Consider the following 14,656-nt stretch of genomic DNA (forward strand, 5'->3'; position numbering starts at 1 on the left):
TGGCTTCGATGAGGACCGGAGCCCTGGGAGATCGGCCATCGTTTGCGTATCGTTGGCGGTGTCATAGCAGAGCTCGTATAAGGGTCTCACCAAGGGGAAGCATGGACGGCCTTCAATACCGGTTCACGCTGTCGGTCTCGGAGCAGGACCAGCTCGGGTCGTTGGAGCGGTGGTTGGCCGGGGTTGACACGGCCATTGTCCGACGGCATTCCGGAGAGCCGGGAACGGGCGAGCTCGGCGCCCTCGACGTCCTCAGCGTTATGGTGGGTAGCGGCGGACTCGTGGCGCTGTCCAAGGTCCTCCCGGAGTTCCTTCGTGCCCGGCGTGCCGGAATCAGGATTGAGGCCGAAGTGGCCGGCGAGAAGTTCTCCATCGAGGTGACGAACGCCGATGCCGAGACGCGACGCATGGTTGAGCGGCTGCTCGGCGGTGGGCCTGGAGCCGGGGCTTGACGGACGCGGCCGAGCGGGACTTCTCGCGGTCGGCGGCGGTCCTCGTGGGCACCTCGGAGTACGAAGAGTTCGATGACGTCCCCGCCGTGCGGAACAGCCTGCATCTCATGCGGTCGGTCCTTCTGCGGGACCGTTGCGGGTGGCCGGCGGAGCGGGTGGCGGTCTTCGAGAACGAGCACAGTCCGGGAAACCTTCCCGACCGTCTGGTCCAGCTCTTCGCCGAAGTTCGGGATGTAGCCCTCTTTTTCTTCGTGGGCCACGGCATACCTGATCTCTACGATGAGCTGTGCCTCGGTCTCGTGGGCACCACCCGGGTGTCGGAGCGCCGCGCCACCACGAGCTTGCCGTTCTCGGCGGTGCGCAATGCCTTCCGTATCAGCCGCGCCCGCGTGAAGATCATCATTCTCGATTGTTGTTTCGCCGGTCTGGCGCTCGAGCACCGGGGCCGGCTCGGATCGGAGGCGATGTTCGAGTACACCGCCGCCACGGGAGCCGCGGTATTGGCCGCGAGCAGCGCTTACGCCACCGCGTGGTATGAGGACGGACCCGGTGTCGCGGTGCCGTACACACACTTCACCCGACGCCTGGCCGACATCGTCGACTCCGGTACCGCCGACGTGGAGGGCCGGCTCACCGTGGCGGCACTTTGGCATCGGGTTACCGACGACCTGGCTGTGGCCGGGCTTCCGGTGCCGACGTATCGGATCGAGGACGGCGCCGGGCGGTTCGTCTTCGCCACGCGTCCGACTGCTGTCGGTCCGAGCCGCTGTGTGCCCCAAGAGGACGTCGCGACCGCGGGCGGCCGCCCGGCCGGCGTGGATCCATGGGACGTCGACGCGCTGATCACGGAGTTTCCCGACGTGCCGGTATCGGTGTGGGGCACCGCGGATCGTGCCGAGCTCGTCGAGATCCTGATCAAGCTCGGCGCCGACTTGCGCCACACCGATCGCGACCAGTCGAGGCGCATACTGTCCCGTGCGTCCGAGCTCGTGCAAGGGCTTCCGGCCTCCCTGATGGCCGACCTGCTGGCCGAGGAGGTCCGGAAGCTCAGCCGCCTTGTCGGATGAGCCTCGTCGCGAGCACCCCACGCAGCTCTTCGTCTGCCTTGTTCCTCTCGAGGCTGGTCCGTCTGTTGTCCAGCCACGACTCCAGCAGATCCGCCTGCACACGGTCCGGCTGCCTGGGCGCGGTCCGGGTCTGGAGCCTCCATACTCCGCCTCGTGACAGCAGTTGCCATGTCCCGTCGCCGATGTGGAGCTGCCAATCGTCGTCGGAGACGCGGGCGAGCAGGGCCGGACTGCGCGTCCGGGTAAGGCTTGCCCACGTCCTGTCGTCGGCGGTGACTTCGAAGACGGCGTCGGGATCCCACCTCTGAAGCTGAGGCGCGTACAGGCTGTCGGCGGCTTCCCGCGCGGTCGGATCCCCGTGCAGGCGTTGTGGCGCATGATCAAGACAATGCTCGAAGAACCGGAGGGCCTCCGCCAGCGCCGTCTCGCCGTCCAACCGCATCCCCATCTCGACGCCTCGGTAGATGCCGTGTTCGGCGTCGAAATTCGCCGAGAACAATGCCCCGGCCCGGCCGTCCGCGATCGCGCACTTCGCGTGGGTCTTGTCGTCGCCGTGGACCGCGACGCCCCATCCCGCCATCAGTCCGAGCGCGGATCGGGTCGCGAGGAAGTTTCGCGACCGGACGAGGAGTCTGATGCGGACGCCCCGCGCCACCGCTGCGCGTACCGGTTCGTAGAGCATGTCCGGGTGGGAGTCGAGTTCCTTGACGCTGAAAGTGGCCAGCACCAGTTCCTTCTCCGCCAACCCGATGATGTCGTGGAGCGTTTGGAGGATCAGCTGTTCCCCCGATCCGGTCCATATCGGCCCCACGCGCCCGACGTCGGGAACCGGGACTTCGCACGGACTCGGCGAGGCCGTCCGCTGACGAAGTTGGTATCCGACGCCCGGGGGAGCGTCCCATATGCATTCCGCATGCCACAGCCTGGCGAAGAACCGGCCCAGCAGCCGCGCGTCCTCGGCCCTCGTGGTGACCACTCCGCTTTCCCCGGTCACCGCGTCGAAGCCCCGACGCCGTCCGGGGCGGTCCACGGCGTCGGCCAGGGCCGCGGCCTCCAGATTCGCGCTGGAGACCAGGGCGGCGCGGTCGTCGACCACAAGGAACTTGGCGTGGAATTCCGGATGACCCCGAACCCAGACACCGCTTCGAATCAGTTCCGCGTAGTGCTTCTTGTTCTCCTCCGCGTTCGGATCGGCGCCCACGGAGTCGAAGCTCAGCCAGTCCTCCTCCTCGTCCTCCTCGTAGACCGCCTTGAAGTCGACGGTTTGCCGCAGGTCGCGGGACGCGATCGAGGTGATGACGTAGACCCCGCCGCGGAGCCGGTCGGCCGCCTTGCTCAAAGCCGCCCGCAAGTCGTCGTCCACAAAGCGGAAACTCGCCAGGAAGATCTTCCGTTCGGCGCCGGCGATGAGGCGGAGCGCTTCTTCCTTGATCGAGCTCGGTGAGCGTTCGTAGGAGAAGCAGTGTCGCACGCTCCCGGTGCCGGGTGTGGGCTCGAACGGTCGGCGCTGGACACCGGACTCGAACCAATACCACCCGGGCACGCGCCGGGCCCCGAGGTCGATCTCGTCAGGAGTAATCGAAGTCATCTCCCGCCCGCATCAAATAGACAGCCTCGTATCTGCGCATCCGCCACATCCGCTCGCGCACCGTCTCAGTCTCCGGATAGTGAGCCGAATACCGGGACAAGCTGTACTCGGCAGCGGCGCGATCGATGGCGTCTGCCATCCCCGCATCCGGGTCGGTCTCGAACAACGCGGTCGCCCGATCGATGGTGAACCCTGCGACGGCGGCCTCGTCATCCGGCTGTGGCCGGAAGCGCACCGTGGCCTCGATCTCAGCCTCTTCGTCACCCACCTTGATCCCGCGCGGGCCCAACAGCGGTGTACCGAGCTCCAGCAGGCGGTTCACCGATTTCTCCGGCAGCCACAGCGTGAAACCGCCGGACGTCTCGCGCACCACGTCCAGGTCTTCGGGCGGGTCGTCCGAGTCGCCACTCGCTGCCCGCCACAGCAACGGCATCAGTTCGTCGCGACACACCGCGTCGACCATGTCGAGCCACGAATCGACCAGCAGGTCCACCCCAGCCAGCGATGCCCCGACCGTGCGTTTCGGCGAGGACTTCCGCTCCGCGTCGACGCCGCTGCGGAACCGCAGGCTGACGACGCGGTCCCCCTCGACGTCGGTGACGGTGACGCGTTCGGCGGCGAACACCGGGCATGTCGACCCGACCGGGTCGTCGTCCTCCGCCTCGATCGCGCGGTACAGCGTGTCCGGACGCTGGATCGCGGTGTCGTCGGCCAGGTGCCTGTTGATGACGTCATAGCGACGCCACTGCGCCCAGGAGTCGGGCAGCGGGAGCCGGAACGCCTGCTGAACCGTCCTGGTCCCGAGCCTGGCCGCCCACTGCTCCAAAGGGGAGGGGAGCACGATCAGCTCATCGGTGAACGGCAGGAAGGCGAAGTTCGCCGTGGCCGTCTCGATCGTCGTGAGGGTGTTCCCGGCCAGTACCTCGGGGGTCGCCGCCGTGGGCGTGTAAGCGGTCCCGGATTCATCCGCATCGAGACTTCCCGTGGACAGCAGCCGTTCGAGTAACGGCATCACCGCTTGGGGCGGCAGGCCGGTGAGTTCGCTGAGCTCCACCGCCGACACCGGATCCAACGCGAGCGCCGCCTCCAGAGCGAAGCGCTCCACCACGGTGATCTTGTCCCGCACGGTGTTCACCACCGGCACGCCGCGCCAGACCATCAGGGGGATGAGCGCCCTGCTCAGGCGGACGACGGTGTCGGTGCGGTCCCCGGCCGGTACCGGACCCGGTGCGACGGAGATCCGACGGACGGGCCCGTCACCGATCCGGATTCGAGCGGACGGCGCACCCCGGCTTCTCGCCGCCGGGTTCACAACGCCGAGTCCGGGACGTACACGGTGCCCTCGGCGCCGTCGTCCAGCAGGGAGAAGAGGTTCCGGTAGAACCTCACCGCACTGTCGTCGCCCCGCAGGGCTTCCAGCGTCGGCCGGTCACCGACCAGCGCCAGCGCGCGCCGGGCCCGTGTCACCGCGACGTTCAGCCGGTGCAGGTCCTGCAGCCACATGAGCGTGCCGGGTCCCGGTCTGCGCGGGCGTCCTCGGCGGTCGCGCAGAGCCCGCACGAAGCTGATGATCACCAGGTCGCTCTCCTGGCCCTGGATCTTGTCGATGGCGTTGACGACGCCGCGCTGCAGCCGGGTCAACGGCGTACGGCGCAACCTCCGGTCGATGAGGCTCGCTTGTGCCTTGTAGAACGAGAGGACGGAATAGGTCGGAGGTGCTGTCTGGTTCGAAGCGGTCGCCATGTCGTCCCACATCCGGAGGATCTTGACGACCAGGTCTGCTTCGAAGTCGTTGACGAAGCCCGTGCCGACCAGGCGCTCGCTGCGGGAGGATCGGCCGGTGTCGTAGAAGGCCAGGGGAGCGGGGTAGCGGGGGCCGGTGAAGGCCGCGATGCCGAGCCGTTCCAGTTCCTCGGGATGAGGAGATTGATACCGTCCGTCATACACCGGCTCGTTCACGAGGGCGGCGATCGACGGGACCATACGGCGCTGGATCGTCATCCGGGACACCAGACGGTCGGCCTCGGGCACGGTGACGCAGCGTTCGAAACGGCTGACGGCCTGTCCGATCGCCAGTTCGCTGATGAGCGCCGCGATCGGTTCGGGGTCGGTGCCGCCCTGGACTCCGGACAAGCCGTCTTCCAACCGGGCGAGCGTGTCAGCGAGATGCTGCCGGTAATGCGCGTCCCAACTGCCGTCCTCCAGCAGCGCGCGTGCGATCGAGGTCGTCGGGGCCACCCGGATCGGTCTGGTCGGCGCGGCCTGGGCGTGCGAAGCGGCCACCCAGCTGATCGCCGCGTCCAGCGGGTCGGTGTCCGACGGCGGCGCCGAGGCGGTGTGCTCCAGGTGATCCAGCGCGAGCATCGCGTGAACGTGTTGCTCCACTTCTTGGTCCACATAGGGCGGCAGCTGGTGCTCGTCGCCGACCAGAATCCAGCGGCGGGCTCGGACGGCGGGGATCAGGAAGTCGACGTCCACGACACGACTGGCCTCATCGAGGATGAGCGTGTCGAAATCGGCGTCCCGGGCCGATGGCGACCCGGCGATGCCGGCCGTCGTCGTGCACACCAGGTTCGTCGCGTCGACCGCGATGCGCCCGAACTGGTCCAAGCGGTCTTCCAGTGATCCGGACTCTTCCCGGTCGGCGCCCAGAAGCTCTCTCCATCGCTGTCGGAGCGCTCGGAGCGACGCGATGCGCGCCCGGCGTCCTGTGGCCTCGTCGACCGCCCGGTCCAGATCCGCCGGCAGGACTTCTCCGAGCAGGGGCAGCGCCGTGGCCCGCGCCTGTTCCAACAACTGCCGCTTTGCGGCTACGTCTTCCTTGAGCTGAACGAGACGTGTCCGGGTAGCTGCCAGTTCCGCAGCCGTATCGCGCCCTTCCTCCTCCGCTTTCGCGACAAGACCACGCTCGAGTTCGCTTCGCCGCCGGGCACGTGTCCGTCGTCCCCGGACGATCGAGCGGCGTGCCGCGAGCTGATCCGCCTGCTCTCGCGCCGCATCTCGCTCATGGCGGAGCTCGGTCGCCTGAGTCTCGGCCGCGTGCATCCGCGCTCGATCATCGGCCACCCTGTCCGTCCACCTTTGTGCCTCTGTCGAGGCCGCCTGGTGATCCGCATCCTCGCCCAGGATCTGAATCTGCTGTTGTTGCAGGATTCTGCGTTGCTCGGTGATCTCTGCCTGTTGTGACCGCAGCTTCGAATCGGCCTTTCCGATCTTCTTTTCGGAAGCGGCGGCCTTCGCGAAGGCGCGTGCTGCCTGCTCCTGCGCGCGACGGTGCTCGGCCCTCAACCGTGACAGCTGTCCCCGGCCTCGATCGGCGAACCACAGCTTGATGGCGCCGCTGCTGCGCTCGCTCTTGACGACGATGTGCGAAGCATGGTTCGCGGCCTCTTGCCGGGATTCCGCCTCGGCGTACAGCCCGGCCAACGCGTTCCGCGCTGACTCCTGCCTGCGCGCGGCGAGCTCGGCTTCCTTCTCCATTCGGGCGATCACCGTGCTTGCCTGCGCGATGGCAGCACGTGCTGCCGCCATCTTCGCCGTGAGGCTGTTCAGGCGGTCCTGGGCCTGGTTCTGCTGTCGTTCTGACTCTGCCAAGCCAGCCGCGGCCTGCTGCGAAACCGACTGGGCGTCCGACAAGCGCCTGTCGATGCTTCTCAGGTGATCGAGCGCGGCAGTGATCTGGGCGTCGAGGGCGTGCTCCTCCTGGCCCCACTCCCGGTCGGCAGCGTCGGCTGCGTTGACCAGAGTGCGGTACTTCGCCTCGTCTTCGCTGATGGCGGCCAGCCGCGCCTCCAGTTCCGCGACCACCTCTTCCAGCGCTTCTCGCAGCAGGCGTTGCGACGCCGCGGAATGCAGACGCTGAGCGGTACGCAGCCCGATGAGGAGCTCGACGCGGTGCGCGATCAGCTTCTCCTCTTCCGACCACGGATCTTCCGAGCTGGTGACGGTCTGTTTCAGCCGCCGCGCGACGCTCGCCGCGAGGGCGTCCTCTCGCAGGTCCGCGAAGGCCGGCCGGATGTTCTTCGACTCGGCAGCCACCCGCATCGGCCAGACGGCCGGGTCTTCCCGCACCTTCGACAGCACCTCGTCCACGGCAACGTGCATCGGAGCCGCCAACAGGATCCGCTCGCCCCGGCGCACCAGCCGACGCACGATCTCGGCGATGACCGTCGTCTTACCGGTGCCCGGAGGCCCCTGGATGAAGAAGGCGTGGCGCGCCTCGACCGCCCGGCGCACCGCTGTCTCCTGTTCGGCGCTGAGGCGGGATCCGATCGCGCTTCCAGGGCACTCCGTCGCGTCGACCCGTACCTGTGGCAGCTTCGCGGGATCGATGACCAGCCTGGTCAGCATGTCCCAGTCGCCGACGACGGCACCGGTGCGGGCACGATTGATCGCGTTGTTCGCCGCCCACTTGATCCTGGGCTTGGCCTGACGGATGACCCACAGCGGTCCTTCGCGAGCCTCCAGGTTCTCGACGTCGGTCGCGGATCTCGGACGTACTGCCAGGTCCCGGCCCTGAACGTCGGCGACCTCGGCCGGGATCGGCGGTGATCCGTCCCGGAAGTCCACCATGACATCAGTGTCCTCGACGAAGGCGGCGTTCGCCTCGTCCAGTCGGATCCGTACGAAATCGGCGGCCTCGGGTCTTTCGCCGGGCGCGTGAGCCGATCCGGCGGCGTCCAGCGTTCCCCGCACTGTCGTGGCGGCCGCGACCTCGTCTCGCTTCTCGATGAGGCTGAGCAACGCCAGGGCCGGGAGCAGGCGGCGGTCCAGGGCCGCGAGTCTGGCGGCTCGCGGGGTGGAGGGCGCGTTGCCGTAGGCGGCTTCGGCGGCGTACGCCTTGGCCGCGATGACGCTTTCCTCATAGGCCCGCAGCGCCGACGCGAGGTCGAACGCCACAGGTTCACGGGCCGAATACAGGCGCCCTCGAACCAGTGGAGAGATGAGCGGGTTCATGTCGGGGATCCGGTGCCGGCCGAGATCGACGACCTGAGCCACCCCCGACACGCCGTCCCAGTCGACGTTGGCGGCCAGGAGCCAGTAAGACGGCGTCTTGATCTCATAGGCGGGATCGGGATAGCGGGCTGTCACCGGACGACGCCGAAACGATGTGATCATCTCCAGGTCGAGGGCGATGTCCTCGCCGGTACAGCGGGCGTTGTCGAGTTTCTGCGCCAGTTTGCCACGCTCGCTCATCGTCAGTTCCAGGGTGACCGACCCTGCCGGATCGGCCTGCGCCGCCCGCGCGATCCACCATCTGTGCCAGTGCTCTGGGATCCGTGCCTGACGTTCTGCCATGACGACCTGCCTCAGCCGGCTAGAACGGCGCCTTGATGAAGGCGAGGGTGTTAAGCCGGTGGTTCAGCGCGGTGCCGTCACCGTGCTGCTGCCAGTAAGCGTTCAGAATCGCGTCCGCCATGAGGATCAGCCGATCGAGGCCGGCTTCGGTGACAGACCCGGTCCCTCGGGCGAGCACCGACTGCTCCCGGATCGCCGCCACGTCCCGCAACTCCCGTATCTGCGACTCGTGCGTCAGCCGCGCCGGACCCAGCATCGGGTCACCCAGCACGTCCAGCAGTACCGCCGCCGCCACACCCGCGACCGGTGACGGCGGCGCCTGGTCTTCCGGAAGCCCCAGGCGGACGCGCGCCGCCCGATACCTGTTGACGACCGCCAGTGCGCCGTCTGGGAACAAGGAGTAGTCCGGCGCGGTGCAGTCGAACCCCGGCACCAGCGTCTCCAACCGGTGTGCCAGCGCCTCCTCGATCGTCCGATGGTAGAGGAGCGCCGCGAAGTCGCGGCGGTCGTGGTCGAGATGGAAGCGCCCCAGCAGCGTGAAGCAGAGTGTCAACTCCGCACGGTTGTCCGGTCCTGTCAGACGCCTGAGGAAGGCCAGCTGCTGCTCCAGTTGATCGCGGAACGCGCTGGTGGTGTGTCCGCCGACGCGGTCCAGGGCGGTCAGCGTCTCGTCCGCCGATCGCGGAATCCGATCCAGATCCAGGTCGCACCACGCCTGATAGAGATCGCTCAGGGCTGCCATGAACCGCGCACGGGCCGGCTCCGGCACCGACTCGGCGAGCTGTGCGTACCGAGCCCGTGCCGCTGCGAACGATCCCTCGTCGAACATGACCCGTGCCCGGTCCATCTCCTGGTCCCCGAACAGCGCCGCCGGATTGGGCAGGAGCAGCAGCCGGTCCTGGCCCGGGATGTGCTGCCGCAGACGCGCGCTGTAGGTCCCGTCCAGATAGCACAGGGGCAGGTCCAGCTGCCAGGCCGCGAGCGCTGCCGCCGCGCTCATCACCTTCTTGCCGCCGGTTATGTCGATCATCGCCACCGGTCGTCGTCTCTCCGCCTTGGACACAGTGTCCAGCCGGCTCTGGATCAGCCGATAGATGGACATCGGATCCCGGGGGTCACAGGGTTCGTGGTTGAAGTTGCGGTGTGCCAGCTGCCCGGGGCCGACCACTGCGTCCCCGATCACATCAATAGATCGTTTCGACTCCTCTGAGCCGATTATCAGCAGCTGCCGCGGGCGCAGCAGCCGATAAGTGAGGATTGTCCCCATGGGGGAGAAGCCGCTCAAGCTGACAAGCAGGTCCAGGCCGCCGACGGGCAGAGCCGCTGCGCTGCGCTCTCGAGTGCGCCGGACGATCTCTTCAAGCAGCTCATCGAGCTGGAACCGCAGCGCCTGATCGATAGGGCCCAGATCGTGGCCGTCGTCGCCATACCGTTCCTCGCCGCGCAGAATCCGTTCATAGCGCGCGAGCTTCTCCTCGAATTCGTCGCTCATGACGGTCGCCCCCCCAACACCCCGCAGATATCAGAGTTCGTATTATAGTGCGGCGTCTGTGCGAAGTGTCGCGACTCGATTGCGTGCGGTGAAGACAGCCGCGATCTCAGCCATCGCCCGCGCGGCCTTCTGAGCGCTGGCCAGAGCCAGCGCTCTTACGAGCCCTCGCGGGTCCCGGACAGGAGGCGGCGTCAAGAGCGGCGTTCGCTACATCCCGCCCGCGTCCGCTGCCGGTTTCGATCTCAGAACGTGAAGACCAGTCGTGCGGGCACGTTGCCCGCGAGGACCTCCTCGATACAGGTGTTCACGTCGTCCAGCCGCCGGGCCTCGGCGATGACCTTGGTCCGGCCCGCCGCGTGCAGCGCGAACACGTCGGCCAGGTCCTGCCGGGTTCCGACGATCGACCCGATCACCGACTTCCCGCCGAGCACCAGATCGAAGATCGGGATCGTCATCTTGTCGTCGGCCGGCAGTCCCACGCACACCAGCCGCCCACCGCGGCGCAGTGAGGAGAACGCCTGCTCGAACACCCGCGGCGAGGTGGCCAGCACCACTGCGACGTCCGCGCCGCCCAGGTCCCCGACCGCTTCGACCGGGTCGGTGGTGCGGGCGTTGACCACGTGGTCGGCGCCGAGGTCCCGGGCCAGTTCGAGCTTGGCGTCCTCGACGTCGACACCGATGACCCGGGCGCCGAACGCGCGTGCGTACTGCACGGCCAGGTGTCCCAGGCCGCCGATGCCGTAGACGGCGGCGGTCTCACCAGGCTGGATCCCGGAGACCTTGACCGCCTTGAACGTCGTGACGCCGGCACAGGTCAGGGGTGCGGCGTCGAAGGACGACACGGCATCGGGGACAGCCACCACGTGGCTGTCCGAAGCCACCGCGTACTCAGCCCAGGCCCCGTCCACCGCGTAGCCGCTGTTGCGTTGTGCTTCGCACAGGGTCTCCCAGCCGGTCAGGCAGTACCGGCAGTGCCCGCACGCCGATCCCAGCCAGGCGATCGCGACCCGGTCGCCCGGGCGGTGCAGCGTGGCGCCGGGACCGACCTTCTCGACGATCCCGACGCCCTCGTGCCCGGGGGTGAACGGCGGTCTCGGCTTGACCGGCCAGTCCCCGTTCGCGGCGTGGATGTCGGTGTGGCACAGCCCGGACGCCAGCATCCTGACCAGAACCTGGCCCGGACCCGGTTCGGGAACCGGCACCTCGCGGATCTCCACTTTGCCGCCCAGCTCCGGAACGACAGCCGCACGCATCAACGTCATGATCTTCCTCCTGTTGGAACACAGCTCCTGCGGGCACAAGCCTCGATCAAGCCCCAGAGTCACAACAGGGCCCTACGGCCCGTGTCGTGACGCCGGACGGATCTGGACCGCAGCCGGCCGTCGGTGCGCATTGGACTGAACCGCTGACCTGTATGGTGCTGCGGTTCTGGAAGCCGGCGAAGACGGCGACCCGCAGCGACGACGCCATCGCTGGGCCCGGCGGGTGGCCGGTCATGCGGCCGGCCGGGGCACGACCTGGGACACGGGGCCGTGCCAGGTCCGGGCGCACCGCGGCGGTCAGCTCTCAGGAACGATGATCACCGGGCAGTGGGCGTGGTGCAGGACGGTGTGGGCCAGTGCGCCGATGCGCATGCCCTGGTGCCCCTCGGTGCGCGCCAGGCCGCCGATGACCAGCATGTCGACGACTCGGGTGGAGTCGACGAGCATCCGGCTGGGCGTTCCGGGGAAGGCCTGGCGCGAGACGCGGACGTTCGGGTACTTCTCCACCCACGGTTCGAGGGCCGCGTCCAGCAGCCGGAGGCGATTGGCGCGGACGGCTTCGACGATGTCGTCGACGAACTGGCCGCCGCGGGCGTAGAGCGGCGTCGGGTCGTCCCAGATGTGGACGGCGAAGACCTCGGCGTTGCGCAGTGCCGCCTCCGCGAAGGCGAACTCCAGGAGGCCGGCGTCGCCTCCGGGGTGGTCGACGTCGACACCGACCATGATCCGACCGGTGGCCGGGGCCTCGGCGCCGCGCGCGATCATGACCGGGCAGGTCGCCCGGTCCAGGACGCGCAGGGCCACGGAGCCCAGCAGCTGGCCGGCGAAGCCGCCGCGACCGCGTCCACCGACGACCACGAGCGCGGCGTCGCGTCCCTCGTCAGCCAGGGCGCCGGCCGGATCGCCGCCGACCGACACGGTCTCGACGGTCAGACCGGCGTTCTCGGCGCGCAGCCGTTCGGCTGTCGTGTTCAGCAGGGCGCGCGAGGCTTCGGCGACGGCCTGCTCCGTGGCGATTCCCGGCGGAAGGCCGAACGTCGTCGGCGGGATCCATTGGTAGGCGTGGAGCAGGCGCAGCACCGCGTTCCGGGCGGTGGCCTCGCGGACCGCAAGGGTGATGGCGTGGGCGCTGTGCTCGGTGTCGTCGAAGCCGACGACGACGGACTGGGTCATGGCGATCTCCTTGGCGTGGACGGGCCGTGCTCGCTTCCGGTCCAGCCTCGGGGAGCGTCGTCTGCCCGGACAGTGCCGAACGGCCTGGTCGCGCCCAGGCCCTGGGGCTGGGGGCGGGTCCTTCGCGGCCCGGCCACCGATGTGACCGCGCTGATCCCCGTGAGGTGCGTCACCGCTCACCACCTTCGGTCCCTTCCACGTTCCCGCCCGGTGACGCAGCGGATCAGGGTCGAACGGCCGGTTCGGCGAGGGTCGCCGGGCAGGACTTGCGGCCCTGCTCCGGCCCGTCGATCCCGCAGACCGGTGCCCCCCCGAGTCCTGATGCCCGCACCCTCCGCCATCGACGGTCACGCCGGGCCGAAGGTCCTGTCCGGCCGGGGCGTATCGGACGCTGCGGGCCGGGCCTTGGGCCTCTGACCACGGAGCCGGTCCTCGGAAACGCTGGGAGCACCGACTCCGCCAGGAGCCGTATCAGGTTTGGAGGACTCCATGAGCGCACCGGTGGTCGTCGCCTACGACCAGACCCCGCACAGCAAGAGCGCAGTGGCCGAAGCCGTCCGGGAGGCCGTGTCGCGCGGCACCGGGCTGCGCATCGTCCACGCGTACACCACCGTCGAACGGATCCCGATGGGGCCGTTCTCCACGGTCCTCCCGGCGGGGAACGTCGAGCCGACGAACCGTCACGACGCCGAGGAGATCCTCGCGGAACTCGCGGCCGCGATCCGCGCCGATCAGCCCGCGCTGGCGGTCGAGACCAGCGCCGTGCCCGGCGAGGCCGCGGCCGCGATCGTCGCCCAGGCCCGCGACGCCTGCCTCCTGGTCCTCGGCAGCCGCGGCCGGGGCGGCTTCACCGGCCTGCTGCTCGGCTCGACGTCCCAGCGTGTCCTGGCCGATGCGGTCTGCCCGGTGATCGTCGTCCACGACACCCCGTCCGAGCCCAAGGGCGAGATCCTCGTCGGCCTCGACATCGACGGGCCCTGCGACGATCTGCTGGAGTTCGCCTTCGACACCGCCGCCAGGCTGGGTACCGGCCTGGTCGCGGCCACCGTCTGGACCGAGCCGTGGGCCATGGCCTACGCGGCACGGCTCGGTGACGAGGACGGTCTCGCCTACGAGCAGGCCCGTGCGGACCGTCTGAAGGAACTGCTCGACCCGTGGCGCGGCAAGCACCCCGACGTCGGCGTGGTGGCCCGCCTGTACGCCGCGGTCAGGTCCGGCACGGCCGGCACCTGCCTGGTCGAGGCCTCGACGAACGCCGATCTGCTGATCGTCGGTGCTCGCTCGGAGGCCGGACACCGTCACGCCAACCGGCTCGGTCCGGTCGCCCACGCCGCCCTGCACCACGCGCACTGCCCGGTCGCGGTCGTCCCGTCATCGGATGACCGCTGACCAGGGGTCAGGAGCGTTGACGGAGAGCGCGTCGACGCTCCTGACCGGCCGGCATGGATTCTGGACGCGGGTCGAGGGTCCACGGCGGGGCACCGCAGTGGTGAGGTGGCCGCGAACCGTTGAGCGTCGTCCATTCCGGCGCGTGGTCGATCGCGTCCGAGGCCGCCAGTCCGCCCGGCGATCCGTTCTTCACCGGGGCGGCATGTTCCTGAAGCGCCCCGAGTTCACGCCACGATGATCCCTGTGACAGCAGGCCAGGCTCTCCCTTGCCGGCTGTCGAACAGAAGACTGCGGCGTGATCCCGGCGCGGTTCACTTACCAGACCAGTGGGCCACGCAACGCAAAGCTCTGCATCAAGGGGGGCCGCCGACATCGTCCTCACTCTCGCGGTGGACTTCTTCGTGAAGGTGCGCGATGAGCCATCCGTCACGATGGCGTTGCAGGACGGCGGTGTTGCGCACGAGTTCCGGTGCGAGGCCGGGGAACTCGACGCGTAGCCAATAGCGGGCCACCGCGAGGTCGTCGAAGATGTCGACGACCTGGGAAAAAGCCGTCAGAACGGCTTGCCCGCCGCCCTCGGTCGCCGGTGGGCGGCTGTCGCGGATTCGGTCCAAGTCCGCCTTCCCGCATGCCAGGCGCGGGGTTTCGGAGTCGAAGATGGTCGCGTCGGGGTCCAGGAAGGCGTCGACGCGGTCGCGGTCTCCCGTCATGAAGGCCTGGTACATGCCGGTGATCGCGGTCCATACGGCTGCGAGGTCGTCGCGGGATCCGCCGGGGCGGGCGCCGCCGGACGTCCGGTCGCGCGCCGTGCCACATCGGTGCTGGCTGGTCATCGGGAGAGGTGCCTGTCTTTCACACGCTGGAAGGGGCCGGCTGCCCGGATCAGGGGCGCTCGACGGGTTCGTGACTGGTGAGGGTGAGCTGTTCGGGCTGTC

10 protein-coding genes are annotated in these 14,656 nt (G+C 68.8%); 3 read left to right on the forward strand and 7 right to left on the reverse strand.

The genetic code is table 11. From position 1 onward, the window contains the following. The first annotated feature begins 101 nt into the window (after positions 1 to 101). Together ABD466_RS05385 and ABD466_RS05390 are read left to right on the forward strand one after the other, a co-directional pair. Positions 102 to 452, forward strand: a complete 351-nt coding sequence (locus ABD466_RS05385; protein WP_344655808.1) for an effector-associated constant component EACC1 — start codon at positions 102 to 104, stop codon at positions 450 to 452. After that, positions 449 to 1,519, forward strand: coding sequence for a caspase, EACC1-associated type (locus ABD466_RS05390; RefSeq protein WP_425558541.1), 1,071 nt, complete (start codon positions 449 to 451; stop codon positions 1,517 to 1,519). The genes ABD466_RS05385 and ABD466_RS05390 overlap by 4 nt, the downstream gene beginning before the upstream one ends. Here ABD466_RS05390 and ABD466_RS05395 read toward each other — a convergent pair. The 6 genes from ABD466_RS05395 to ABD466_RS05420 form a co-directional block, all read right to left on the reverse strand. Then, positions 1,500 to 3,107 (reverse strand): phospholipase D-like domain-containing protein, encoded by a 1,608-nt coding sequence (locus ABD466_RS05395; RefSeq protein ID WP_344655810.1) that lies wholly within the window; start codon positions 3,105 to 3,107, stop codon positions 1,500 to 1,502. The two genes, ABD466_RS05390 and ABD466_RS05395, sit on opposite strands and share 20 nt — an antisense overlap. After that, complete coding sequence (locus tag ABD466_RS05400) at positions 3,088 to 4,266, reverse strand: hypothetical protein (RefSeq protein ID WP_344655811.1); 1,179 nt, start codon at positions 4,264 to 4,266, stop codon at positions 3,088 to 3,090. The genes ABD466_RS05395 and ABD466_RS05400 overlap by 20 nt, the downstream gene beginning before the upstream one ends. A 149-nt stretch (positions 4,267 to 4,415) precedes the next feature. Next, positions 4,416 to 8,405, reverse strand: a complete 3,990-nt coding sequence (locus tag ABD466_RS05405) for a DEAD/DEAH box helicase (RefSeq protein ID WP_344655812.1) — start codon at positions 8,403 to 8,405, stop codon at positions 4,416 to 4,418. 19 nt (positions 8,406 to 8,424) lie between these two features. Beyond that, positions 8,425 to 9,897, reverse strand: a complete 1,473-nt coding sequence (locus ABD466_RS05410; protein WP_344655813.1) for a hypothetical protein — start codon at positions 9,895 to 9,897, stop codon at positions 8,425 to 8,427. 242 nt (positions 9,898 to 10,139) lie between these two features. Continuing rightward, positions 10,140 to 11,150, reverse strand: coding sequence for an alcohol dehydrogenase AdhP (gene adhP / locus ABD466_RS05415; RefSeq protein WP_344655946.1), 1,011 nt, complete (start codon positions 11,148 to 11,150; stop codon positions 10,140 to 10,142). Positions 11,151 to 11,456: 306 nt separating this feature from the next. Further along, the gene (locus ABD466_RS05420; RefSeq protein ID WP_344655814.1) at positions 11,457 to 12,332 is read right to left on the reverse strand and encodes a universal stress protein; all 876 of its coding nucleotides are present in this window, start codon (positions 12,330 to 12,332) and stop codon (positions 11,457 to 11,459) included. Between the two features lie 489 nt (positions 12,333 to 12,821). Here ABD466_RS05420 and ABD466_RS05425 point away from each other — a divergent pair, with 489 nt between their 5' ends. After that, positions 12,822 to 13,721 (forward strand): universal stress protein, encoded by a 900-nt coding sequence (locus ABD466_RS05425; protein WP_344655815.1) that lies wholly within the window; start codon positions 12,822 to 12,824, stop codon positions 13,719 to 13,721. Positions 13,722 to 14,074: 353 nt separating this feature from the next. Here ABD466_RS05425 and ABD466_RS05430 read toward each other — a convergent pair whose 3' ends face one another. Next, positions 14,075 to 14,455 carry a YybH family protein gene (locus ABD466_RS05430; RefSeq protein WP_425558553.1) on the reverse strand — a complete coding sequence of 127 codons (381 nt, stop codon included), beginning with the start codon at positions 14,453 to 14,455 and terminating at the stop codon, positions 14,075 to 14,077. Positions 14,456 to 14,656 lie beyond the last annotated feature (201 nt).

The organism is Catenulispora subtropica (genome assembly GCF_039531675.1).
In the GTDB taxonomy this organism is placed as follows: Bacteria; Actinomycetota; Actinomycetes; order Streptomycetales; family Catenulisporaceae; genus Catenulispora; species Catenulispora subtropica.